Source organism: Sphingomonas sp. SORGH_AS_0870, assembly GCF_031453175.1.
Lineage (GTDB): Bacteria > Pseudomonadota > Alphaproteobacteria > Sphingomonadales > Sphingomonadaceae > Sphingomonas.
The window spans coordinates 2,512,777-2,536,452 of record NZ_JAVIYW010000002.1; the positions used below are offsets into that span (position 1 = coordinate 2,512,777).

Below are 23,676 nucleotides of genomic sequence, written 5' to 3' on the forward strand. Positions count from 1 at the left end.
GGCTCAATCCGTCTCGGACGCGCCGATCGCCTGGCTGAGCCGTTCCACCACGGTGATCGCGATGGCCAGATCTTCGGCAGGGATATCGGCAAAGAGCGCGGACCGGATTTCCGCCGAGCGGGTTTCCGCCAGCGCGGCGAGCGAACGACCGGCCGGGGTGAGATGGATCGTCTTGGCGCGCTTGTCGCTGGCATCCGGCCGCCGCTCGGCAAGGCCCGCGCGCTCGATCTGGTCGACCAGCGGCACGACCGTCGGCCCTTCGACGCCGAGCTGCTCCGCCAACATGCCCTGGCGCACCCCGTCCTCCATCCGGCCGAGCAACATCACGGCAAGCGCGGACGAGTGCGAAAGCGACAGCCCTGCCAGAGCACGGTCGAGATGCCGCCTGTATGCGCGGGCCAGCGGGATCAGCGTGGTCGCCAATCGCCGTTCCAGATGACGTCGAGAATCGGACATTTCAAAATATAGATAGCTATCTATCTATTATGGCGCAAATGGTTTGTAGGCCGTTGCGATAGAGGGCGGCCAGCGGGCAGGGCGGACAAGATCGCGCACCTAACCCAATGTACTTGCATCGAAAGGAAAATCCCGCTGCAATGGGTCATGAGGAATGTCCTTCGCATTGGCGCAGGCCGTCGATGAAATTCGCCTGGCTACCGCTTCTTCTGCTCGCGGGCTGTGGCGACATTCCGCGCGACCCCGGGGGAACGCTGGAAACCATCCGCGCGAGCCGAGCCTTTCGCATAGGGGCGGTCGCGGGTGCCGAGCGAGGAGACATGGCGGTTGCTGACAGGATCCTAACCCGGATTGCCGCGCGGACCGGTGCCGCACCTAAGGTCGTGGTCGGTACGCTCGAGCCGCTGCTCCTCCAACTGGAGGCGGGGCAACTGGACCTCGTCGTCGGCGGGCGCTTCGACGCGAAATCGCCATGGGCAAAGCGCGTCGCGCTCGGTCTGCCGTACCGCCGCCATGAGGAAGGCAAGGCCGTGACGGCATCGCATATCGTCGCCCGGAACGGGGAGAATGCGTGGATCACGCTGGTCGAACGCGAAACAAGAGCGGAGGTGCCGGACCGATGAGCAAGGACGTCTTGCCCCCGCATCTGAAGCCCGTCTTCGCCCGCGCGCAACGGCTGGAGTGGTGGTCGCTGGCCTGGACGATCAGCGTGATCGCCGTCATGGGCGCGGCGATGGGGGCAAGCCAGGCGATGAAGACGGCATGGATCGAGGATTGCCTCAGCCTGGTCCCGCCGATCGTCTTCCTGATCTCGGCGCGCCTGGAGAGACGTCCGCCCACTGCGCTGTTTCCCAACGGTTTCGCCCGTGCGCCGAGCCTCGCCTTCGCACTGGCCGCCGCCGCGCTCACCGCTCTTGGCGGCGTCCTGCTGGTAACTTCGGCGATGAGCCTGATCGGGCAGGAGCATGCCACCGTCACCTCCGTAAACATCGCGGGGCAGGAAATCTGGCTGGGTTGGCTGATGGTGGCCGCCCAGGTCTATTCGATCGTCGTGCCGATCGTCCTCGGCCGGTTGAAGCTGCCGCTCGCCCGCGAACTGAACGACAAGACACTCTTCACCGATGCGATGACGCAAAAGGCCAACTGGATGACGGGCGTGGCGGGGATCGGCGGGGTGATCGGTATCGGGCTGGGCTATTGGTGGGCGGATGCGGTCGCGGCGGGCCTGATCTCGCTGGATATTCTGAACGACGGGCTGCGCTCGCTAAAGTCGGCGGCGGCGGAATTGATCGACGGCGCCCCTCGCGCGCTCGACGGGGAGCGCGTCGCCGACGATGCCTCGGCGCTGCGTGCGGCGTTGAACGCCCGCTTCCCGGGCGCCGAGGTGCGTCTGCGCGAGACAGGTCGCGTCATCGGAGCCCAGGTCGTCGGCGCCCTGCCGGAGGAGGGCGACTATGATCCGGCGACGTTCTGGCCGGGCGCCCCGGATCAGTCGTGGCGCCTCGACCATGTCAGCTTCATCCCCCCGGAACGAGGGGCCGAATAGCAGCCGTCAGACGGCGCGGGCCCGTTCCTCGACGATCCGCTCGAGCATCGACAGCGGCATCGCGCCGGACTCCAGCACGTCATGGAAATGCTTGAGGTCGAAGCGGTCGCCCGCGATCGCCTTGGCCTTTTCCCGCGCACGCAGCCAGGCGGCGTGGCCGATCTTGTAGCTGCATGCCTGACCCGGCGAGACGCAATAGCGTTCGATCTCACGCTGAGAGCGACCGGGTGCGAAGCCGACCGTGTCGACCAGGTATTTGGTCGCCTGATCGTGCGTCCAGCGCTTGGTATGGATGCCGGTATCCACCACCAGCCGAGCGGCGCGGAACAGGAAGGATTGGAGATAGCCCGCGCGCTCGACCGGCGAGGCATAGCCGCCGAGTTCGTCGGCCAGTTGCTCCGCATAGAGCGCCCAGCCTTCCAGATAGGCATTGAAGAAGGCGATCTTGCGCAGCGGATGGGTCGGCGCGCGCTGGGCGGTCGAAATCTGGAGGTGATGGCCCGGCACGCCTTCATGATAGGTCAGGCTCGGCAATGTATATTTCGGCCAGTCATGCACGCTCTTGAGGTTAATCCAGTAGATCGCGGCGCGCGAACCATCGAGCGGCGCGCGGAAATAATAGCCGTTGGGCGCACCGTCCTGGATCTCGGGCGCGACGCGGCGGATCTCGAGCGGGGCATTGGGCGGGTTGGTGAACGCCTGCGGCAGGCGCGCCTGCATCGCCTGGACGCTGGCGTTGAGGCTGGCGAGCAACTCGGCGCGTCCCGCGTCGGTATCCGCAAACAACTGGGTCGGCAGACGGTTGAGTTGGTCGAGGCGCGCGCCCACGCTGCCCTTGGTCAGACCCTGGCTCCGCAGGATGGGTTCGAGCTGTGCGGTCAGGTCGGCCACCTGTTGCAGCCCCATGCGATGTACCGCGTCCGGCGACAGGGTCGTGGTGGTCGCCTGCGCCAGGGCCGCGGCATAGAGCGCCTCGCCGTCCGGCAGCGCCCAGACGCCGGCGGCACTGCGTGCCGAAGGGCGAAGCGAACGCAACAGCGCGATCTGGCGATCAAGCGCGGGATAGACCTGCTCGGCGACGATCCGAGCGGCGCGCCCCTGCCAGTCACCAGCGATGTTCGCCGCGCCGGTGCGGCGGGTCAGGGCCTGGACAAGCTGGCTGTCGGCCGGGGCGGGCGACCGGAGCTTCGCCATCTGGCCAAGCGCGAGATCGAGCGAGAAGTTGGGGGCGAGCCGCCCCTTTGCCGCCTCGCGCCGCTGGACCTCGGTTTCGTTATCCAGCTGACGCCCCATCAATGCGAGGCGATCGAGATAGGCTTCGGCATCGTCGGCGGTTTTGACGGGATGTGTCGAGGCCAGAAAATCGGGCAGCGAGAAATACACGCCGTCCTGCTGCGAGATCGGATAGGGCCCCTGCGGCGAGGAGAGGCCGAATTGCTCCGGGCCGACCATGTTGGACTTGATATTGTACAGCACCACTTCGCGATCGATGCGGGCCTGCGGCGATAGCGAAGCGGGGTCGACGGCGGCGACGAGCGCATGGGCCTTGCGATTGCGGGCTAGGTCCTTGGCGATCGCCTGGTAGCTGTTGTCGCTCAGCTTGTGCCGCAGATCGGCGTTCGTGCCGGTATCGAAGCCCAGCGACGTGGCGAATTCCGGCGACTGGCGCACGGTTTCGCCCAGCACCTGATCGAAGACCGCATTCAGCCGCGTGTCCCCCGGCAAGGCCGCCGCCGCCGGACCGCCCGAAGCCTGCGCCGACGCCGGACGGGCGGGTAATGCACCAAGCCCGACGGCCGCGGCACCGGACAGCATGAAGGTGCGACGATCCATGAAATTTCCCCTTTTATGAAGCTATTGACATGACGCTATGCGACGGGGCCGCCATTGCGCAACCCGGCCGTCGCCGATCAGGCCTTTTCCGGGCACCCCGCCCGTGCCGACAGGATGACGGTCGTCTCCACAGAGACGATGCCCTCCACCGCTCGCAGCCGGTCCGCCAGTTCCGACAGCGCCTGTGGCGACGCGACCGAGACGACCAACACCGCGTCCCGGTCGCCTGCGATGGCATAGATACGCTCCACCTCGGGCCAGGACAGGAGCGGGTCGGTGATCCGCCGACACGGGCGAACCGCCAGGCAAAGCGTCACCAGCGCCTGGACGCCCGCAACGACATCGGGCGCGATCATCGCGCTATAGCCCTGGATGATACCGTCACGTTCCAGCCGCGCGATACGGGCCTGCACGGCGGTACGCGACAGGTTCAACGCGCGGGCCAGCGAGGTGGTCGTCCGGCGCGCGTCATGACGCAACAATGCCACCAGTTTCCGGTCGGTCTCGTCCAGGGTCATGCCGGTCCGGTTCATGGGCGCTTTCGAAACGTCGTCACTGACGGCGATCCGCAATCTCGCCAATCACCTCGTCCCATAGCATGGGAGCCGCGACAAGGGAGGTCGTGATGAAGATCATCGAAGCAGCCACGTTCACGGGCCATCGCCCCTGGGCGGCACTGGATATCGCGGAGATCGACGCGGTATCGGTTCGGCTCCACTGGACCGACCAGCCCTATATCTGGCACGTCAACGACGGTGCCGAGGTCTTTGTGGTGCTGGACGGCATGGTCGACATGCAGGTGCGCGAGCGAGGCGAGGAGCGCGTCCATCGCCTGACGCCGGGGACGATCTTCCACGCCGAACCCGGCGACACCCATCGCGCCGTGCCGATCGGACCTGCGCGCGTGCTGGTCGTCGAGCGGGCAGGGAGCATCTGACCGCTAAGCGACGATCTCCGGGTTGGTGGTCCCCGCCTGCCGCTCGAACAAGCGGCGATAATGGCCATCTTTGGTGCGCAGAAGTGCTTCATGTCGCCCGTCCTCCACAATCCGCCCACCGGAGAATACCAGGATGCGATCGAGCGATCGCACGGTCGAAAGCCGATGGGCGATGACGATCGCGGTGCGTCCGACCATCAGCCGCTCCATCGCCTCCTGTATCGCCGCCTCGCTTTCGGAATCGAGACTCGATGTCGCCTCGTCGAGGATCAGTACGCGCGCATCGGTCAGGAAGGCGCGTGCGATGGCCACACGTTGCCGCTCCCCACCCGACAGCTTCACGCCCCTTTCACCGACAAGCGTCCGATACCCCCTGGGCAACGCAGCGATAAAGTCATGTGCGTTGGCGAGGCGTGCCGCCTGCTCGATTTCCGCTTGGGTCGCGCCGGGACGGCCATAGCCGATATTCTCGGCCAGCGTACGGTGGAACAGCAACGGCTCCTGCGGCACGATCGCCACCTGGCGGCGCAGCGATGTCTGGGTCGCTCCGGCCACGTCTTGTCCGTCGATCGTGACAAGGCCGGCTTCCACGTCATAGAGACGCTGGATCAGCTTGACGAAGCTGGTCTTGCCCGAACCCGAAGGCCCGACCAGCCCGACGCGCTGCCCCGCCGGAATGGTGACGTTCAGATGCTCATAGAGCGGTCGGTCCTGCCCGGCATAGCGGAAGGTCACATCCTCGATCGCGATCGCGCCAGCCTCGATCATGATCGGGCGGGCATCGGCCCGATCGGCCACAACCAGCGGCTCGCCGTGAAGCTGGACCAGTTCCTCCATCTCGTTGACCGATCGCTGAAGCTGGTGGACATATTGACCGATGTCGCGAAGATAACCGTTCAGGACCAAGTAGCTGGTGATGACATAGGCCATGTCACCCGCGCTCGCATGGCCACGCGACCATAGCCACAGGGCCGCGCCGATCGCGGCGATGCGGATCAGCCAGAGCAGCGCAAGCTGTCCCGAACCCGCCCAGGTGAAGGCCATCCATGTGCGCAATGTGCGCCGCCGCCACTTGGCGACGACCGCAGCCAGAAGCGCCTCCTCGCGCGCCTCGCCGCCAAAAGCCTTGACGACGGCGTTGGTCCCGATCGCATCGGCCAGCACGCCGCCCATCTTCGTATCCCATTGATTGGACAGCCGGGCAATCGGGGCGAGCACCTGGGTCGCTAGCCCGACCGTCAGCACGATATACGCCGTCGCGCCGATCCCCATGACCAGCCCGAGAAGCGGCCAGTGCAGGGCAAGCAACGCCACGGTCCCCACTAGCACCGTCAGGGAGGGCAAAAGCGAGAGCAGCAGCACGTCGTTCAGCGTATCGAGCGCCCACATGCCACGGGTGATCCGCCGCACGGTGGAGCCGGAAAAGGCGTTGGCATGCCAGTCCGTGGATAGCCGCTGGACGCGTGCGAAGGCCTCCTGCGTCACGTCGCGCATCATGTTCAGCGTCAGCGGCGTGATCGTCCACCAGCCGAGGTGACGCAGCACCACCATCGCACCGCCCAGCATCGCGATGACGGCGAAGGCGCGCCAGGCCAGACCGGCATCGCCGTGCCCCACCGCGTCGATCATATGACCGGCGTATAGCGGCACGAATATTTCGGTAAGCGTGGCAGACAGCATCGCGGCAGCGCAGGCGGCGGCCAGCCAGGGAGCCCGCCGCCAAAGCATGAAAGTGAAAGCCAGTACCTTGCGCAGCACCGAGGCGCGCGGGAAACGGTCGTCGTCTTCGTCGGTCATGGATAAATCACCGCACGGCGGCGCGCGGTCCTCGTATCAGCGATGATGGGTGTCGGTCTTGGTGTGACCGAGGACGTCAGTGGCGTCGGAAGCCGCCGCCGAAAGTCATTCCTGAAGCGGGCACAGTCGGATTGATCATGATCGCCCTCCTCTGGGTTGAGTCGCTGGATACCGGTTTCATAACCGATCGCGCGCGCCAATACTACCGGCCGAGGGTGGAGGATGCTATTCGACACGCATGTCCGATTTTCCGAAGCCTATTCTCGACTATTGGCACAAGTCTTTTCGCGGTACCGCTATCGGGGCTACTGGTGACTTCACGCTATCGATCGTTTCGTCGCTGGATCGAAAGCGTCCCGTGATGCTGCTGGAGAGGCAGGACGATCGAACCCAAGCAGCGGTCACGCCAGAACTGGCTGATTTCCTTGGTAATGGAGCGCATCTGGCGGGCGCGGTCGGCTTGCGGGAAGGGGTGGTACGGGCCGGGGTAAATTTCTACGACCCGGACTTCCTATTCTACTATCCGGCCGATGCGATGCCGGACGTGAGTCACAAGCGATCGGCGCGACAGCTGACCGAAGCCGACCATATCGCCTTCTGCGCATTTCACTCCTCTGCTTCGCAGGAGGACCGCGAAGACGCCTTTGTCGAACTCGATCACTGGGCCGTCTTCGGCTGTTTCGATGGCGATCGGCTGGTCAGCGCAGCCAGCGCGATTCTGTGGAAGGACAGCCCGCTCGCCGATCTCGGCGTCCTGACGCTGCCCGATGCGCGGGGCAGGGGATATGCGCGTGCCGCCGTTCTTGCGATCAGTGCCTATGCGCGACAACAGGGATATAAACCGCAATATCGATGTCAGCTGGATAACCAAGCATCCATCGCCTTGGCAAAGGCATGCGGCTTTGCGTTATTCGGCCGGTGGACGGTGGGAACTGGCTGGCCCGAATAGTCCATGCCATAGACCAGTCATGCATCGCATAACGGACGTGTCCGGTCCCACGACGGATAAGCCAGCGCTCCTCCCAAACCCATAAGCGTCTTAGCCGTGCTTCGTCGCCCAGGCGGCGTTCAGCTTGGCCATCGTGCCGTGACGGTCCCGCAGCCGCAGCCCTTCCAGGCGCAGCGTCCGGCCTCGCAGCAGGCGACCATGCGTGCTCCAGATCACGTCGTACAGCCCGCTCGCCGTCCGCGCGGTATCGCCGTCCCAATAGCGGGTCGTGATCAGCACCGGAAGCCGGCCTTCCTTCGTATCCGCCTGGCCATCGGTCAGGGCCAGGATCGGGTCGGCGATCGGCCCCGCATCGATCAGGGGGGCGCCCACGGGCGCCTGCCGGGCGATGCCCGACTTTGCCGGGAAATCGATCGTCACGTCCTGCAGGTCATGATTCGGGTCGCGCAGCGCGAGGCGGCGGCCATCCCCTTCGACCGTCGCGTTCAGGTCCAGCCGGGCGCGGTCGTTGCGTTGCGCGCTGGCGGCGGCCGCCTTGTCCTCGGCATCGCTGCGGCGCTGCGACCAGTTCAGATAGAGCGTCAGCGCGGCGACGAGCAGGCCTGCCACGGCCACGAACTCGGCCAGGCTCAGCAATCGCCGCCGCGACTTGGCGCGATCGGCGGCCTCGTCGCCCGCCGATTGGCTCATCGCCCGCCCGCCTCGAGCAATTCGGTCGGCGCGACCAGTTCCCAGCTGCGCGCGATCCGGTCCTCGATCAGCGTCCAGTCGCCGTCGGCCGACAGCGCGATGGTCGTCCAGTGCGGCGCGGCGCCTTCGTCGGCGACGCAAAGGTGCAGCCCCGACGCCCCATCAGCGACCCGCGCAAAGGGCTCGCCTTCGACCAGGAACCGGGTTTCGCCGTCGTGCAGGTCCTCGGTCACACCGGGCAGCAGCAGGGCGATGTCACGAATGCGGGCCAGATTATCGGTCATCGACGCACGAACTCCGAGAGGATGCGGGGATAGAGACGATGTTCCTCGACCAGAACGCGCGCGGCAAGTGCCCCGGCATCGTCACCCGGCAGGATCGACACCTCCGCCTGACCCAGCACCTCGCCATCATCCAGCTCCTCGGTCACGATATGGACCGAGCACCCCGCCTTGGCATCGCCCGCTGCGATCGCGCGCGCATGGGTGTCGAGCCCCTTGTAGAGCGGCAGGAGCGAGGGATGGATGTTGAGGATACGGCCTTCCCAGCGGCGGACGAAATCGCCCGACAGCAGCCGCATATAGCCCGCCAGCGCGATCACCTCCACGCCCGCGTCGCGCAGCGCTTGGTCGATCGCCGCTTCATAGGCGGGCTTGCCGATCCCTTTGGGCGACAGCGCGAAGGTCGCGATGCCCCGCTCCGCCGCCCAGGCCAGCCCGGCCGCCTCGGGCTTGTCCGAGGCGACGAGGGCGACATGATAAGCCGGGTCGCCGCCCTGCGAAGCGGCGACCAGCGACTGCATGTTGGAGCCGCGGCCGGAAATCAGGATGCCGACCTTGACCGGGCCGTCAGGCCGCATGGGTCGCCGTCCAGTCCGCCTTGGCGCTCCAGGTGCCCGCCGAGCCGGTGACGGTGCAGCCGCGCTCGCCCGACTCGATCCAGCCGATGGTCAGCACGGTTTCGCCCGCTTCGGTCAGGGTGGCGGCCAGCGCTTCGGCTTGGTCGGCCGCGACGACCACTGCCATGCCGATGCCGCAGTTGAAGGTGCGCGCCATTTCCTCGGGTTCGATCCCGCCCTGCGCCTGCAGGAACGCCATCAGGCGCGGCTGTTCCCAGCGATCCGCATCGACCACGGCATGGACGCCCTTGGGCAGGACGCGCGGAATGTTTTCGAGCAGGCCGCCGCCGGTGATGTGCGCGAGCCCCTTGATCGTCCCGGCCTTGAGCGAGGGGAGCAGCGAGCGGACGTAGATCCGAGTCGGCGCCATCAGCGCCTCGATCAGCAGCCGCTCCTGATCGAACAGCGCGGGGCGATCGAGCTTCCATCCCTTGTCTGCGGCTAGGCGGCGGACCAGCGAGAAGCCGTTGGAGTGGACCCCCGACGAGGCGAGGCCGAGGATCACGTCGCCGTCGGAAATGCCGCTTCCCGTCAGCACCTGGTCCCGCTCGACCGCGCCGACGCAGAAGCCCGCCAGGTCATAGTCGCCCGGCGCATACATGCCCGGCATCTCGGCGGTCTCGCCACCGATCAGCGCGCAGCCCGCGATGCGGCAGCCTTCGGCGATCGAGGCGATGACCCGCTCGGGAACATCGCCCTCCAGCTTGGCAGTGGCGTAATAATCGAGGAAGAACAAGGGCTCGGCGCCCTGTACGACCAGGTCGTTGGCGCACATCGCGACCAAGTCGATGCCGACCCCGTCATGGCGATCATGCTCGATCGCCAGCTTCAGCTTGGTGCCCACGCCGTCATTGGCGGCGACCAGCAGCGGATCGGTGAAGCCCGCCGCCTTCAGGTCGAAGAAACCACCGAACCCGCCCAGATCGGCGTCGGCGCCCGGTCGCCGCGTCGCCTTGGCAAGCGGGCCGATCGCGCGGACCAGCGCGTTGCCCGCGGCGATCGAAACGCCCGCATCGGCATAGGTGTAGGGAGCGCCGGTTTCGGCGGGCGACGGGGTGGTGGACGGCGTGCTGTTGTCGGTCATGTTTGCCCGTTAGCTATATCGCGCTTGGATTTCCACGCCTGCTTCGCCAAAAGGCCGCGATGCGTTTGCGATTGCCCTCATTGATGTACGGCCTGACCGCCCTTGTCGCGGTGGGCGCGGGGGGCGGTGCGGTCCTGGCCCAGATCGAAGGACAGGATCGCGGCGTCGCGCCCGTCGACAGCGGCGGTGCCTATGAAGTCACCGGCGTGACGGTCGACGTGTCGGGCAGCACGGCAGAGGCCGCGCGGCTCGGCGGTTGGCGAATCGCGCAGCGAAAGGCCTGGGCGATGCTGGCGCAGCGGTTGGGGCGTGGCGGCGTTGGCGCGTCCGACGGCCTGCTCGATTCGCTCGTTTCGGGCATCGTGGTGGAGAATGAGCAGATCGGGCCGACCCGCTATGTCGCGCGGCTGGGGGTCCTGTTCGACCGGGTGCGGGCCGCCTCGGTGCTGGGCGTGTCGGCCTATGCCGATCGCTCGCCGCCGATGCTGGTCATGCCCCTCCAGATTTCGGGCGGCAGCGCGCAGATGTTCGAGAGCCGGACGCCGTGGCAGCTGGCCTGGGCGCGCTTCCGGACGGGTAACAGCAGTATCGACTATATCCGTCCCTCGGGCACCGGCATGGACCCGCTGCTGCTTAATGCGGGGCAGATCGGTCGCCGGTCGCGTGGCTGGTGGCGGGCGATCCTCGACCAATATGGCGCGTCGGACATCCTGATCCCGGTCGTCCGCCTCTATCGCCAATGGCCCGGCGGCCCGGTGATCGGCGTCTTCGAGGCACGGCACGGCCCCGACAATGTCCTGCTCGGCACGGTCACGTTGCGCGTCGGCAGCACCGATGCGCTGCCGCAACTGCTCGATACCGGCGTGGCACGGCTCGACGGCCTGTACCAGCGCGCGCTGGCGGGCGGGACGCTTCATCCCGATTCGACCCTCGCGCCGCCGCCCAAGCCGGAGGTGCCGATCACCGACGACAGCATGGGTGGCGACGAACCCGTCGCCGGCATCGATAGCGCCATCGCCCCGTCGGGCGCGGGGATATCGGTCACGCTGCAATATGATGCGCCCAGTGCCAGCGCGGTCGCCAATGCCGAAAGCCTCGTACGCGGCATTCCTGGGGTTGTGCGGGCCGCCACCACCAGCCTGGCGCTGGGGGGCGTGTCGTTGATGGGCGTGACCTATGACGGCGACCCCGAGCAGCTTCGCCGTGCGCTGGAACAGCGCGGCTATCAGGTTTCAGGGTCCGGCACGACGCTTCGCATTCGTCGCGCCCCCCAAGTCCAGGCGCCTGCGCCTCCATCGGATAATGTGATCACCGGATGAACCAAATGGCGCTTCCGCTGGAATGGCCAGCGGACCCCTTGTCGGACGCGTTCCTGCTGACCGATTCCAACCGGCTTGCCGCGCGCATGCTGGAGCAATGGGAGAAATGGCCGACCATGGCCGCGATCCTGACCGGCCCGCGCAAGTCGGGGCGGTCGCTGCTGGCGCGTATCTTCGCCGCGCGCAGCGGCGGTACGATCATCGACGATGCCGAGCGTGTGCCCGAGGTCCAGATCTTCCATGCCTGGAACACGGCGCAGGCCGAACGGCGACCGCTGGTCATCGTCGCCGACGCCGCGCCGCCGCGCTGGGCGGTGAAGCTGCCCGATCTGCGGTCGCGGCTCGCCAATAGCAGCCTGGCCGAAATCGGAGCGCCCGACGACGAGCTGGTCGCCGCCCTGTTCGAGCTGCTGTTCCAGCGGCGCGGCCTCGATGCCCGGCCCGATCTGATCGAATGGCTGACCGCGCGGATCGAGCGTAGTCACCTTTCTGTCATCCGCGCGGTGGATATGCTGGATCAGGGGGCGATGGAACGGCGCGCGCGCTTATCGATTGCCCTTGCACGTTCCACCCTGATCGGGGCCGGTCTGATCGCCGAGCCCTGAGCCCCGCGAACCAAGCGAGAAACGATGACCCGGCCTGCCCATATCGCGCAAATGTCCGAACCGGACGACGATCATGTCACGCGGGAGCCGAACGGGCGCTATTTCAATCGCGAGCTGTGTCCTGGCTGGCCTTCAACCGGCGCGTGCTGGAGGAGGCGTGCAACACCGCGCATCCGCTTCTCGAGAGGCTTCGCTTCCTGTCCATCTCGGGCTCGAACCTCGATGAATTCTTCATGGTCCGGGTTGCGGGCCTGAAGGGGCAGCAGGCGCAGGACGTCGAACAGCGCTCGGTCGACGGGCTGACGCCGGGACAGCAGCTGAACGAGATCGTCGCCGAGGCGGACCGGCTGATGGCCAGTCAGCAGGAGGTCTGGGGCGACCTGCGCAACCTGCTCGACGCGGCGGGCATTTTCGTGTTGCGCCGCGATGCGATCGATGCCGAGGCCAGCGCCTGGCTGGAGGGGCATGTCCGCGACCAGATCTTCCCGATCCTGACCCCCCAGGCGCTCGATCCCGCGCACCCCTTTCCGTTCATCCCGAACAAGGGGCTGTCGATGATCTTCGACCTGACCCGCGTGTCGGACAAGGCGCCGATCCGCGAGCTGGTGATGATGCCCCCGACGATGCCGCGCTTCGTTCGTCTTCCGGGCGAGGGGACGCGCTATGTGTCGATCGAGACGATCCTGCGCCGGTTTTCCGGGCTGCTCTTCCCCGGCTATGTCGTCAACGGCGCGGCGACCTTCCGCGTCCTGCGCGACAGCGATATCGAGATCGAAGAGGAGGCCGAGGATCTGGTCCGCTATTTCGCCAATGCGATCAAGCGGCGGCGGCGCGGGCGCGTCATCCGGCTGGAGCTGGAGACGGGGATGCCCGACGAACTGGCCGACGTGCTGCGCGACGAACTGGGCGGGACGGATGCGATCATCACCGAGAGCGGAAATCTGCTCGGCATCGGCGATCTGGACATGCTGGTCGATGCGGATCGGCCGGACCTGAAATTCCCGCCCTATACGCCGCGCTTTCCCGAACGGATCCGCGAGTTCGCGGGCGACTGCTTCGCCGCGATCAAGGCCAAGGACATCGTCGTCCACCATCCGTACGAGACGTTCGAGGCGGTGATCGCCTTTCTGAAGCAGGCGGCGGTCGACCCGGATGTGGTGGCGATCAAGCAGACCCTCTACCGCGCGGGCAAGCAGTCGGCGGTCATCAACGCCCTGATCGCGGCGGCCGAGGCGGGCAAGTCGGTGACCGCGATCGTCGAGCTGAAGGCGCGCTTCGACGAGGAGCAGAATCTCTACTGGGCCTCCGCGCTGGAGCGGGCGGGCGTTCAGGTCGTCTATGGCTTCATCGACTGGAAGACGCATGCCAAGGTGTCGATGGTCGTCCGGCGCGAGGGCGGCGACTTCCGCACCTACTGTCATTTCGGCACGGGCAATTATCACCCCGTGACGGCACGCATCTATACCGATCTCAGCTTCTTCACCGCCGACCCGGCCATCGGGCGCGATGCGGCGCAGATGTTCAACTATATCACCGGCTATGTCGAACCCGTGGCGATGAACCGGGTCAGCCTGTCGCCGCGCGACCTGCGGCACAATCTGATGGCGCTCGTCGATGCCGAGATCGCCCATGCCCGCGCGGGCCGAAAAGGCAGCATCTGGGCCAAGATGAACTCGCTGGTCGATCCGCTGATCATCGAAAAGCTGTACGAGGCGAGCGGTGCGGGCGTCGAGATCGATCTGATCGTGCGCGGCATCTGCTGCCTGCGCCCCGGCGTCCCTGGCTTGTCGGATCATATCCGGGTGAAGTCGGTCGTCGGTCGCTTTCTGGAGCATAGCCGCATCTGGGCGTTCGGCGACGGCAAGGCGCTGCCCCATGACGCGGCCAAGCTCTTCATTTCCTCGGCCGACTGGATGCCGCGCAACTTCGACCGGCGGGTCGAATATATGCTGCCCATCCTCAACCCGACCGTCCACGACCAGATCCTCGATCAGGTCATGGTCGCCAACCTGCTCGACAATGAACAGAGCTGGGAACTGGAGCCTGATGGCCGCTATGTCCGTGACGAACCGGGCGATCGCCCCTTCAACCTGCATCGGTATTTCATGACCAATCCTTCGCTTTCGGGGCGCGGCGCCGCGCTCGACACCAGCAAGGCGGTGCCCACCCTGTCGCTCCGGCGGCAGCGCTGATCGGGGGCGGCGGAACGATGGCAGCAATCCGCGCGCCGCGTACGGCGATCATCGACATTGGCTCGAACTCGGTCCGTCTCGTCGTCTATCAGGGTCCGGCGCGCCTGCCCGCGATCCTGTTCAACGAGAAGGTGATGGCGGGCCTCGGCCGGGGCCTCGCCGCCACGGGGGCGATCGACCCCGTGGCGCTGGGCAAGGCGCGGGTGGCGCTGGCCCGCTTCGCCAGCCTCGCGCGGGAGATGGGGGTGAGCAGCCTGCGCACCTTGGCGACGGCGGCGGTGCGCGACGCCGCCAATGGGCAGGAACTGATCGACTGCGCCGAGTCGCTAGGGCTTGAGGTCGAGCTGCTGTCGGGCGAGCAGGAGGCCAAGGGGGCGGGCGAGGGGGTCTTGTCCGCCATTCCCGATGCCGACGGGATCGTCGGCGACCTGGGCGGAGGCAGCCTGGAACTCGTGCGGGTGCGGGACGGCGGGGTCGAGGACCGGGTGTCCTTTCCGCTTGGCGTGCTGCGTATCCCGGCGCTGCGAGAGCGCGGCGGCAAGGCGTTCGAGCGGCAGATCGGGCGGCTGATCGAGGAGGCGGGATGGGAAGGCCGCGGTCGGGGCCTGCCCTTCTATCTCGTTGGCGGATCATGGCGGGCGCTGGCGCGGCTCGACATGACGCTGGCCGAATATCCCCTGCCGATCATTCATCACTATGAACTGACGCCGACCGACATAGCGAGGCTGTCGCGGACCATCCCGCATCTGTCCAAGGCGCGGTTGCGCGACGTGAAGGGCCTGTCGTCCAGCCGCGCGGCGACGCTTGGCGATGCGACCGCGCTGCTGAGCGTCCTGCTCAAGCATCTGGGCAGCAGTACGACCGTGGTGTCCGCCTATGGCCTGCGCGAAGGGCTGCTCTACGGCAATCTGGACGCCCGGACCCGCGCCCAGGATCCGTTGATCGTAGCGGCGCGCGAGGAGGGGCGGTTGCTCGGGCGCTTTCCCGAACATGGCGACCTGCTCGAAAGCTGGATCGCCCCGCTGTTCACAGGGGAATCCGCCGGCGAGGCGCGGCTTCGTCATGCCGCCTGCCTGCTCGCGGATGTGGGCTGGCGCGCCAATCCGGAATTTCGGGCCGAACGCGGGGTGGAGATCGCGCTCCACGGCAATTGGGTCGGGATCGACGCGACGGGGCGCGCCATGTTGGCGCAGGCGCTGCACACGAGTCTGGGCGGAGGGCTGGACGTGCCAGCGCCGCTCGCCGAACTGGCGACCCCGGCACAGCTGAAGCTGGCGACGAGCTGGGGACTGGCGATCCGGCTGGGTCAGCGGCTGAGCGGCGGCCTGGAGGGGCCGTTGGAGCGGACCGGGCTGGTTCTGGAAGCGACCAGCCTGGGTCTCGCGATGCTGGACGAGGACCGGGGCTTTTACGGCGAGGCGGTCGAGCGCCGCCACGCCGCGCTCGCCGCCGCGCTGGGGCGGAGGGCGACGCGGATCAGCCGCAGCGAATCCGCGTGATCCGTCCCTCGGCATCGGTTTCCAGGTTCAGCCGGTCGGTGCGATAGTCCATCGTGACCGCATCGCCCGGCGCGATCACCCGCAGGGTCCGCGCGCCGGTGCGCTTCAGCACGTCGGCGCGCATCGCCTCGCCCCAGCGCTTGCCGATCAGGTCGGCGATGCGGGCCTCGCCGCACTGCATCGGTAGTTCCGCCATCTGCTCGCCGCGCGACGGCGGCGTTCCGGTCGGGGCACAGGCACCGATCGCCATCAGCACGACGAGGACCACGGCCCGGTTCATGCCACCGGATCCTCGGTGCGGACCATCTTCAGCTTGCCGCCCTTGACGACGAAGCCGGTGCGCCCCTCGACCAGATCGAGCGCATCGCGCCCGAACTGCTCGAACCGCCAGCCATCGAGCACAGACAGGCCGCTGCGAACCCCCGCCGCCAGCATCTCCAGATCGTCCGACCGTGCAAGCAGGCGCGGCGCCACGTCAATGTCGCGCGCACGGATCTTGAGCAACAACTTGAGCAGATCGGCGACCAGCGCGCCCTCGCGCCCCAGCCCCGGCTTGCGATCGTCACGCGCGGGCAGTTCGTCGGCGTCGAGCGGCGTCGCCGCCTCCAGCGCCTCCATCAGGCGATGACCGATGTCGTTACCCGCCCAGGTGGCGGACAACCCGCGCACCTTGGCGAGATCGGCCTGCTTGCGCGGCGGATGCCCGGCTAGGTCGGCCAGCGTCTCGTCCTTGACGATGCGGCCGCGCGGCAGATCCTTGGCCTGCGCCTCCAGTTCGCGCCAGCGGGCCAGCGCCTTCAGACGGCCGAGCATGTCGGGCTTGCGACCCGATACGCGGACGCGCTTCCAGGCGCTGTCGGGATCGTTGGCGTAATGCGAGGGATCGGCCAGCCGCTCCATTTCCTGGTCCAGCCATGCGCCGCGCCCGGTCTTGCGCAGCCGTTCCAGCATCCTGGGGAAGATGGCGGAGAGGTGGGTCACGTCGCCGATCGCATAATCGACCTGCCGCTGGTCGAGCGGGCGGCGCGACCAGTCGGTGAAGCGGGCACCCTTGTCGATCGGGATGCCGAGCCAGCTGTCGACCAGGTTGGAATAGCCGATCTGCTCGCCCTGGCCCAGCGCCATGGCCGCGATCTGGGTGTCGAACAGGGGGTGGGGGGTCTTTCCGGTCAGGTTGTAGATGATCTCGATATCCTGCCCACCGGCGTGGAAGACCTTCAGAACCTCGTCATTGTTGACCAGCAGGTCGAGCAGCGGCGTCATGTCCAGACCCGGCGCCTTGGGGTCGATCGCGGCGGCCTCTTCGGTGTCGGCGATCTGGATCAGGCACAGCTCCGGCCAATAGGTGCTTTCGCGCATGAACTCGGTGTCGACCGTGATGAAGTCGGCTTGCGAGAGGCGGGCGCAGAGATTGGCGAGCGTGGCGCTGTCGGTAATCAACGGATGAACGTGCATCGCATGCACATAGCCGCACGTGCGCGGGTTGACAAAGAGGAACGCGCAGGTGCCCCTTCGGCAGGTGGAGAGGGCACTGGGGGATTGACAAAACAGGGGTGGGCGGGGAAGCGGCGTCACTTTCCCCAGACGTTCAGAGAATGCTCGCCATGCACGCCTATCGTACTCATACCTGTGCCGCGCTGACGGCCGACGCCGTGGGCCAGACGGTCCGCCTGTCCGGCTGGGTCCATCGCAAGCGCGACCATGGCGGCGTCCTCTTCGTCGATCTGCGCGACCATTACGGCATCACCCAGATCGTCGCGGACAGCGACACCCCCGCGCTCGCCGTCCTGGAGGCGGTGCGCGTCGAGTCGGTCGTGACCATCGACGGCGTGGTGAAGGCGCGCTCGGCGGGCACGGTCAACGCCAATCTGGCGACCGGCGAGATCGAGGTGTTCGCGCGCGGCGCCACCGTACTGTCGGCCGCCGAGGAACTGCCGATGCCGGTGGCGGGCGAGCAGGAATATCCAGAGGATATCCGCCTGCGTTATCGCTTCCTGGATCTCCGTCGCGAGACGCTGCACGCCAATATCGTGCGTCGGACCCAGGTCATCTCCGACATGCGGCGTCGCATGGAGACGGCGGGCTTCACCGAATATTCGACCCCGATCCTGACCGCCTCCTCGCCCGAGGGCGCGCGCGACTTCCTAGTGCCGAGCCGCATCCATCCGGGCAAGTTCTATGCGCTGCCGCAGGCGCCGCAGCAGTATAAGCAGCTGCTGATGGTCGCCGGGTTCGACCGCTATTTCCAGATCGCGCCCTGCTTCCGCGACGAGGACCCGCGCGCCGACCGCCTGCCGGGCGAATTCTACCAGCTCGATCTGGAAATGAGCTTCGTCACCCAGGAAGAGGTGTGGGAGACGATGGAGCCGGTGATCGGCGGCATCTTCGAGAAGTTCGCCGATGGCCGCACCGTCACCCCGACGGGCGAGTTCCCGCGCATTCCCTATTCGGAGTCGATGCTGAAGTACGGCAATGACAAGCCCGACCTGCGCAACCCGCTGATCATCACCGACGTCTCGGAGCATTTCACGAGCTCGGGCTTCGGGCTGTTCGAGAAGATCGTCGGTTCGGGCGGCGTCGTCCGCGCGATCCCGGCGCCCAAGACCGCCGAGAAGAGCCGCAAGTTCTTCGACGAGATGAACGAGTGGGCGCGCGCAGAGGGTCATGCGGGTCTGGGCTATGTCACCCGCAAGGGCGGCGAGTTCGGCGGTCCGATCGCCAAGAACCACGGCACCGAGGGCATGGAGGCGATCTATGCCGCGCTGGGCTTGGGCCCCGATGACGGCTTGTTCTTCGCGGCGGGCAAGGTCGATGCCGCCGCCAAGCTCGCAGGCCTCGCCCGCACGCGCGTCGCCGAGCAGCTCGGCCTGATCGAAGAGGGGGCCTTCCGCCTCTGCTGGATCGTCGACTTCCCCTTCTATGAGTGGGATGAGGACGAGAAGAAGGTCGAGTTCGCGCACAACCCCTTCTCGATGCCGCAGGGTGGCATGGAGGCGCTGACCACCGCCGATCCGCTGTCGCTGAAGGCCTATCAGTACGACCTGGTCTGCAACGGCTTCGAGATCGCATCGGGTTCGATCCGCAACCAGTCGCCGGAATTGATGGTCGCCGCGTTCGAGAAGGTCGGCCTGTCCAAGGCGGATGTCGAGGAGCGTTTCGGCGGCCTCTACCGCGCGTTCCAGTATGGCGCGCCGCCGCATGGCGGCATGGCCGCTGGCGTCGACCGGATCGTGATGCTGATCTGCGGTGCGCAGAATCTGCGCGAAATCTCGCTGTTCCCGATGAACCAGCGTGCCGAGGACCTGCTGATGGGCGCGCCCAGCCTGCCCAGCAACAAGCAGATGCGCGAGCTGTCGCTGCGCTCGACCGCCGAGCCGAAGAAGGATGTGGATCAGGTCGTCGCCGCTTCGGCGGGCTGATCCCGCCTGACGGGCACAGAAAAAGGGCGGGCGCCGGATGCGGCGTCCGCCCTTTTTTCGTGTCGTGTCCGGGCCGAGGGCCCGGACCGACTCTCTCAGGCCGCGACCAGCGACGGGGAGGCGGGCTTGAACTCGCCGCTCTCGTCCATCAGGTGCAGCACGCCGTCGGCGATCGCGAAATAGGCGCCGCGCAGGGTCAGCTTGCCCGCTTCCTCACGCTTGGTGACGAAGGGGAAGGTGCGCAGATTGGCGATCGAGGTGCGAACCGACTCGAGCTCCATCTCACGCATCGCGTCGGGGCCGTCACCATGCTTGGCAATAACCTTCTCGCGCGCGCCGTCGAGCAGGTTCACCCAGTCGGAGATGAAGCCACCTTCGCCCTGCGGGGCATGGGCGAAGCCCTGGGTCAGCGCGGCCTTGCAGCCGCCGCAGGCGCCGTGACCCATGACGACGACGTCGGTCACCTCCAGCTGCGTCACCGCGAATTCCAGCGCCGCCGACACGCCGTGATGCCCGCCGCCGGTCTCGAACGGGGGAACCAGGTTGGCGACGTTGCGCACGACGAAGATCTCACCGGGCAGCGTGTCGAAGATCTGGGCCGGATCGACGCGGCTGTCCGAGCAGGCGATCACCATCACCTTGGGGCTCTGGCCTTCCTTCAGTTCGGCCCAGCGGTCGCGCTGGCGACGCCAATCGGAGGTCCGAAAGCGCTGATAGCCATCCACGAGGTCGTTAAAGTCGGTCATTGCTCTCTCTTATCCAGTTAAGGAAGCCACGCTATAGCAGGCGAACCCGGGCATGGCCGTTTCGGTTCCATATCAAAATGTGTCTGTCCACGGATATCGCGCTGCGTGTCAGCGGGCATTGTGTCCGACCGGCTGCATCGCTATTTCGCGGGCATGAACGAGTTGACACCGTTGGCCGCGCCCGCGCGCGCGCGCAAGCCCGACTGGATCCGCGTCAAGGCACCGACGAGCGCCGGTTTCGCCGCGACCCGCGAGCTGATGCGCGCCAAGAGCCTGACGACCGTCTGCGAAGAGGCGGCCTGCCCCAATATCGGGGAATGCTGGTCGAAAAAGCATGCGACCGTCATGATCCTGGGCGACACCTGCACCCGCGCCTGCGCCTTCTGCAACGTCAAGACCGGCATGCCGCGCAAGGTCGATGCGATGGAGCCGCAGAATGTCGCCGATGCAGCGGCGCAGATGGGCCTGAAGCACATCGTCGTCACCTCGGTCGACCGCGACGACTTGCCCGACGGCGGCGCATCGCAATTCGTGAAGGTCATCCAGGCGTTGCGCCGCACGACCCCCGACACGACCATCGAAATCCTGACGCCCGACTTCCGCAACAAGGCGCAGGCTGCGATCGAGTCGATCGTCGAGGCGCGGCCCGACGTGTACAACCACAATCTGGAAACGGTGCCCCGGCTTTACCCGACGATCCGTCCCGGCGCGCGCTACTACGCCTCGCTGCGCCTGCTGGAGAGCGTGAAGCGCCACGATCCGTCGATCTTCACCAAGTCAGGCGTCATGCTGGGCTTGGGCGAAGAGCGGCTGGAGGTCCATCAGGTGATGGACGACATGCGTTCGGCCGACATCGATTTCCTGACCATGGGCCAGTATCTCCAGCCAACGCCGCGTCACGCCAAGGTCGCCGAGTTCGTCACGCCCAAGGCGTTCGACGCCTATGCCTCGATCGCTCGCGCCAAGGGCTTCCTGCTGGTCGCCAGCTCGCCTTTGACACGGTCCAGCTATCATGCGGGTGACGATTTCGAGCGGCTGCGGACCGCGCGCGAGGCGAAGCTGGCCAGCGCCCGGTAATGCCCAAGCATAGCGAAACACGGCATCTGCCCTATACGCCGGAGCAGATGTTCGACCTGGTCGCCGACGTGGCGCGCTATCCGGAATTCCTGCCCTGGGTTTCGGCGATGCGCGTGCGGTCGGACTCGGACACCGAGACGGTCGCGGACATGATCGTCGGCTTCAAGGGCCTGCGCGAGACCTTCACCAGCCGCGTCACCAAGGCGCGCCCGGAGGCGATCGATGTCGAGTATCTCGACGGGCCGCTTAAATATCTGCGCAACAACTGGCGCTTCCGGCCCGAGGAGCAGGGCTGCGCGGTCGACTTTACCGTCGACTTCGCCTTCAAGAACCGGGTGTTCGAGATGCTGGCGGGGCAGGTGTTCGGCACTGCGCTCCGCCGCATGATCGGCGCGTTCGAGGACCGCGCCGCCAGGCTTTACGGCAACAACAGCTCCAGCGCCAACAGCGCGGCCTGAAGCCGGATCGCGCCCCGGCCGATTTCACCGAATTCGTGCCGCTCGGCCTTGATCTCTTCAGGGTCGCCATCGCGGAGCGCCTGGGCGAAGACGACCGTGCCGACCGGCTTCTTCGCCGTGCCGCCGCCGGGCCCTGCCACGCCGGTGATCGCGACGGCGATGTCGGCCTCGCTCGCCGCCAGCGCACCCTGCGCCATCGCCCAGGCGGTGGCGGTCGACACCGCGCCGAACGTGTCGATCATGTCCGGGCTGACGTTCAGCAGCTTGATCTTGGCCTGGTTGGAATAGGTGACGAAACCCGCCTCGACCACGTCGGACGAGCCGGGAATTTCGGTCAGCGCGGCCGATACCAGGCCGCCGGTGCAGCTCTCGGCCAGCGCGACGCGGCGGCCGATCGCCCGGTTGGCGACGACGACACGCTCGGCCAGCGCAACCAGTTCGGGGGGGAGAAGCACGTCCATCAGCGGTTTCCGTTGGGGCAGAGGGGCAGATCGGGCACGGCAGCCTGCCGTCCGCGCGCCTTTTCGCTTTTGAGATATTGCAGCGCGGTGACGATCACCGCCGCCATGTTGCGTGGGGGCAGGGGGGCGAGCTGCGTCACCAGCCGGTCGATCGTCCCGCAATCCTCCAGCCCGATCCGCCCGACGATGAACGGGACCAGCAGGGAGGTCAGCAGCGGCCGGGCATAGTCGGACTGGAGCAGCGTATCCACGGTCGGATCGGACAGCTTGACGATCGCGGCGCGCGCGGTCGGCCATGCCTGATCGGCCGAGGCTTCGTATTTGGAGATGAGCGTGCCGTTGCCGCGGATCAGGCTGTTGGCGGGCAGCCGCGCGCCGCAGACCCGGCCGGTTTCGCGCAGAATATCCGGCATGGCGACCAGGGTCATCGCCTCGGCCTCGGGCGGTGTGATGCAGGCCCGCTGCTGCGCCATCGCCGCCTCCGGGATGATGAGCGAGGCCAGCGCGGCGATCAGCGCCAGCCGCTTCACGCCGCCGCCCCGCCCGGCAGACGGACGGTCGCCACCGCCTGCGTCGCAATGCCTTCGCCACGTCCGGTAAAGCCCAGCCGCTCGGTGGTCGTGGCCTTCAGGCTGACCCGGCCCTGATCGATACCGAGCAGTTCGGCGATCCGCGCGACCATGGCGGCACGATGCGGCCCGATCTTGGGCGCTTCGCAGATGATCGTCAGGTCGACGAAATCGATCCGACCGCCCTTGTCGGCGATCAGCTTGGCGGCATGCTGCAGGAACTGCCCCGACTCGGCTCCCTTCCATTGCGGATCGCTGGGCGGGAAATGCGTGCCGATATCCCCGGCCGCGATCGTGCCGAGCAGCGCGTCGGTCAGCGCATGGAGCGCGACATCGGCGTCGCTATGTCCCGACAGGCCCTGATGGTGCGGGATCAACACCCCGCCCAGCCACAATTCCTCGCCGTCTTCCAGCCGGTGGACGTCATAGCCCATGGCCGTCCGGGTTTCCCAGGTCAGGCGCATGTCCGCGCCGGTCAGGTCGTCGGGATAGGTGATTTTGTCGAGCATGGCATCGCCCTGCACCAAAGCGACGCGTCCGCCAAGCCGTCGTACCATCTGCGCATCGTCGGTCGCCTCCGCATCGGCTGGCCAGGTGGCATGCGCGGCGACTACCGCCTGCAGGTGAAAACCCTGCGGCGTCTGCACCCGAACGACGCCATCGCGCGGTACGATCTCCCCCAGCACCGCATCCCTGTCGCGCGCCAGCGTGTCCGCCACCGGCAGGACCGGCATCGCGCCATCGGCCGATGCCATGCCCGCCAGCACCCGGTCGATCACTTCGGCCGAGAGGAAGGGGCGGGCGGCGTCGTGGATCAACACCTGCTCCACCCCCGCCAGCGCCAGGTGCCGCAAGCCCCGCGCCACCGATTCGCGCCGCGACGCACCGCCCGGTTCCACCCAGCCGCCCGGAAGGACGGAGCGGGCCTGGTCCAGCCGATCCTCCGCCACCACGGTCAGCACCGTGTCGATGGCGGGATGCGAGAGAAAGGCGTCATGGCTCCAGCACAGCATCGGCCGACCGCCGAGATCGCGGAACTGCTTCGGCACGCCGCCGCCCATCCGGCTGCCGCCACCCGCCGCGACGATCAGCGCGGCGATCTTTGCTTTCTGGCTCATGGCGACGTCGCCTAGCGGCTTTT

General features: G+C 67.0%; 24 protein-coding genes and 1 pseudogene. 11 read left to right on the forward strand and 14 right to left on the reverse strand.

Annotated features, from left to right (window positions below; all coding sequences use genetic code 11):
* Window positions 1–3 precede the first annotated feature (3 nt).
* Window positions 4–423: a MarR family winged helix-turn-helix transcriptional regulator gene (locus tag QE363_RS11695; RefSeq protein WP_307098736.1), complete on the reverse strand. Its 420-nt coding sequence runs from the start codon at window positions 421–423 to the stop codon at window positions 4–6.
* A 215-nt stretch (window positions 424–638) separates the two neighbouring features.
* Between QE363_RS11695 and QE363_RS11700 the strand changes: the two genes are divergently transcribed.
* Both QE363_RS11700 and QE363_RS11705 read left to right on the forward strand, forming a co-directional pair.
* Complete coding sequence (locus tag QE363_RS11700; protein WP_309695405.1) at window positions 639–1,079, forward strand: hypothetical protein; 441 nt, start codon at window positions 639–641, stop codon at window positions 1,077–1,079.
* The gene (locus QE363_RS11705; protein WP_309695406.1) at window positions 1,076–2,002 is read left to right on the forward strand and encodes a cation transporter; all 927 of its coding nucleotides are present in this window, start codon (window positions 1,076–1,078) and stop codon (window positions 2,000–2,002) included. Before QE363_RS11700 ends, QE363_RS11705 begins: the two co-directional genes overlap by 4 nt.
* 6 nt (window positions 2,003–2,008) lie before the next feature.
* Here the strand turns inward: QE363_RS11705 and QE363_RS11710 are convergent, their stop codons facing one another.
* Together QE363_RS11710 and QE363_RS11715 are read right to left on the reverse strand one after the other, a co-directional pair.
* Window positions 2,009–3,835, reverse strand: a complete 1,827-nt coding sequence (locus QE363_RS11710; protein WP_309695408.1) for a DUF885 family protein — start codon at window positions 3,833–3,835, stop codon at window positions 2,009–2,011.
* Window positions 3,836–3,912: 77 nt separating this feature from the next.
* Complete coding sequence (locus QE363_RS11715; RefSeq protein ID WP_309695411.1) at window positions 3,913–4,368, reverse strand: Lrp/AsnC family transcriptional regulator; 456 nt, start codon at window positions 4,366–4,368, stop codon at window positions 3,913–3,915.
* Between the two features lie 92 nt (window positions 4,369–4,460).
* Between QE363_RS11715 and QE363_RS11720 the strand changes: the two genes are divergently transcribed.
* Window positions 4,461–4,772: a cupin domain-containing protein gene (locus QE363_RS11720; RefSeq protein ID WP_309695413.1), complete on the forward strand. Its 312-nt coding sequence runs from the start codon at window positions 4,461–4,463 to the stop codon at window positions 4,770–4,772.
* A gap of 3 nt (window positions 4,773–4,775) precedes the next feature.
* On the opposite strand, the gene QE363_RS11725 is transcribed toward QE363_RS11720, so the two are convergent.
* Window positions 4,776–6,569, reverse strand: a complete 1,794-nt coding sequence (locus QE363_RS11725) for an ABC transporter ATP-binding protein (protein ID WP_309695415.1) — start codon at window positions 6,567–6,569, stop codon at window positions 4,776–4,778.
* A gap of 238 nt (window positions 6,570–6,807) precedes the next feature.
* Between QE363_RS11725 and QE363_RS11730 the strand changes: the two genes are divergently transcribed.
* A complete protein-coding gene (locus tag QE363_RS11730) occupies window positions 6,808–7,518 on the forward strand; it encodes a GNAT family N-acetyltransferase (RefSeq protein WP_309695417.1) in 711 nt (236 codons plus the stop codon).
* A 90-nt stretch (window positions 7,519–7,608) separates the two neighbouring features.
* Here QE363_RS11730 and QE363_RS11735 read toward each other — a convergent pair whose 3' ends face one another.
* From QE363_RS11735 to purM, 4 genes are read right to left on the reverse strand one after another with little or no spacing between them, the layout of a single operon-like run.
* Window positions 7,609–8,208, reverse strand: coding sequence for a hypothetical protein (locus QE363_RS11735; RefSeq protein WP_309695419.1), 600 nt, complete (start codon window positions 8,206–8,208; stop codon window positions 7,609–7,611).
* Window positions 8,205–8,492 carry an MmcQ/YjbR family DNA-binding protein gene (locus QE363_RS11740; RefSeq protein ID WP_309695421.1) on the reverse strand — a complete coding sequence of 96 codons (288 nt, stop codon included), beginning with the start codon at window positions 8,490–8,492 and terminating at the stop codon, window positions 8,205–8,207. Before QE363_RS11740 ends, QE363_RS11735 begins: the two co-directional genes overlap by 4 nt.
* Window positions 8,489–9,067 (reverse strand): phosphoribosylglycinamide formyltransferase, encoded by a 579-nt coding sequence (gene purN, locus QE363_RS11745; RefSeq protein ID WP_309695423.1) that lies wholly within the window; start codon window positions 9,065–9,067, stop codon window positions 8,489–8,491. The genes QE363_RS11740 and purN overlap by 4 nt, the downstream gene beginning before the upstream one ends.
* Window positions 9,057–10,190, reverse strand: coding sequence for a phosphoribosylformylglycinamidine cyclo-ligase (purM, locus tag QE363_RS11750; RefSeq protein ID WP_309695425.1), 1,134 nt, complete (start codon window positions 10,188–10,190; stop codon window positions 9,057–9,059). The genes purN and purM overlap by 11 nt, the downstream gene beginning before the upstream one ends.
* A 59-nt stretch (window positions 10,191–10,249) precedes the next feature.
* Here purM and QE363_RS11755 point away from each other — a divergent pair, with 59 nt between their 5' ends.
* From QE363_RS11755 to QE363_RS11770, 4 genes and pseudogenes are all read left to right on the forward strand, one after another.
* Window positions 10,250–11,509, forward strand: a complete 1,260-nt coding sequence (locus QE363_RS11755) for a heavy-metal-associated domain-containing protein (protein WP_309695427.1) — start codon at window positions 10,250–10,252, stop codon at window positions 11,507–11,509.
* Entirely contained in the window at window positions 11,506–12,114 is a 609-nt protein-coding gene (locus QE363_RS11760; protein ID WP_307098758.1) for a chromosomal replication initiator DnaA, read from the forward strand. Before QE363_RS11755 ends, QE363_RS11760 begins: the two co-directional genes overlap by 4 nt.
* Before the next feature lie 24 nt (window positions 12,115–12,138).
* Window positions 12,139–14,306: pseudogene (locus QE363_RS11765) on the forward strand (RNA degradosome polyphosphate kinase).
* A 17-nt stretch (window positions 14,307–14,323) separates the two neighbouring features.
* Complete coding sequence (locus tag QE363_RS11770) at window positions 14,324–15,805, forward strand: Ppx/GppA family phosphatase (protein ID WP_309695430.1); 1,482 nt, start codon at window positions 14,324–14,326, stop codon at window positions 15,803–15,805.
* On the opposite strand, the gene QE363_RS11775 is transcribed toward QE363_RS11770, so the two are convergent.
* Entirely contained in the window at window positions 15,783–16,085 is a 303-nt protein-coding gene (locus QE363_RS11775) for an I78 family peptidase inhibitor (RefSeq protein ID WP_309695431.1), read from the reverse strand. The two genes, QE363_RS11770 and QE363_RS11775, sit on opposite strands and share 23 nt — an antisense overlap.
* Window positions 16,082–17,260, reverse strand: coding sequence for a ribonuclease D (rnd, locus tag QE363_RS11780; RefSeq protein ID WP_309695433.1), 1,179 nt, complete (start codon window positions 17,258–17,260; stop codon window positions 16,082–16,084). The genes QE363_RS11775 and rnd overlap by 4 nt, the downstream gene beginning before the upstream one ends.
* Before the next feature lie 149 nt (window positions 17,261–17,409).
* On the opposite strand from rnd, the gene aspS reads away from it, so the two are divergent.
* Complete coding sequence (gene aspS / locus QE363_RS11785) at window positions 17,410–19,224, forward strand: aspartate--tRNA ligase (protein WP_309695435.1); 1,815 nt, start codon at window positions 17,410–17,412, stop codon at window positions 19,222–19,224.
* Window positions 19,225–19,319: 95 nt separating this feature from the next.
* Here the strand turns inward: aspS and QE363_RS11790 are convergent, their stop codons facing one another.
* A complete protein-coding gene (locus QE363_RS11790; protein ID WP_307098768.1) occupies window positions 19,320–19,970 on the reverse strand; it encodes a carbonic anhydrase in 651 nt (216 codons plus the stop codon).
* A 153-nt stretch (window positions 19,971–20,123) separates the two neighbouring features.
* Between QE363_RS11790 and lipA the strand changes: the two genes are divergently transcribed.
* Window positions 20,124–21,047: a lipoyl synthase gene (lipA, locus tag QE363_RS11795; protein ID WP_307104519.1), complete on the forward strand. Its 924-nt coding sequence runs from the start codon at window positions 20,124–20,126 to the stop codon at window positions 21,045–21,047.
* The gene (locus QE363_RS11800) at window positions 21,047–21,505 is read left to right on the forward strand and encodes a type II toxin-antitoxin system RatA family toxin (protein WP_309695439.1); all 459 of its coding nucleotides are present in this window, start codon (window positions 21,047–21,049) and stop codon (window positions 21,503–21,505) included. The genes lipA and QE363_RS11800 overlap by 1 nt, the downstream gene beginning before the upstream one ends.
* On the opposite strand, the gene QE363_RS11805 is transcribed toward QE363_RS11800, so the two are convergent.
* The 3 genes from QE363_RS11805 to QE363_RS11815 are packed head-to-tail and all read right to left on the reverse strand — an operon-like array spanning window position 21,466 to window position 23,653.
* A complete protein-coding gene (locus QE363_RS11805) occupies window positions 21,466–21,966 on the reverse strand; it encodes a CinA family protein (protein WP_309695443.1) in 501 nt (166 codons plus the stop codon). The two genes, QE363_RS11800 and QE363_RS11805, sit on opposite strands and share 40 nt — an antisense overlap.
* Entirely contained in the window at window positions 21,966–22,496 is a 531-nt protein-coding gene (locus QE363_RS11810; protein ID WP_309695445.1) for a hypothetical protein, read from the reverse strand. Before QE363_RS11810 ends, QE363_RS11805 begins: the two co-directional genes overlap by 1 nt.
* Window positions 22,493–23,653 (reverse strand): bifunctional 2-C-methyl-D-erythritol 4-phosphate cytidylyltransferase/2-C-methyl-D-erythritol 2,4-cyclodiphosphate synthase, encoded by a 1,161-nt coding sequence (locus QE363_RS11815; protein WP_309695447.1) that lies wholly within the window; start codon window positions 23,651–23,653, stop codon window positions 22,493–22,495. Before QE363_RS11815 ends, QE363_RS11810 begins: the two co-directional genes overlap by 4 nt.
* Window positions 23,654–23,676 lie beyond the last annotated feature (23 nt).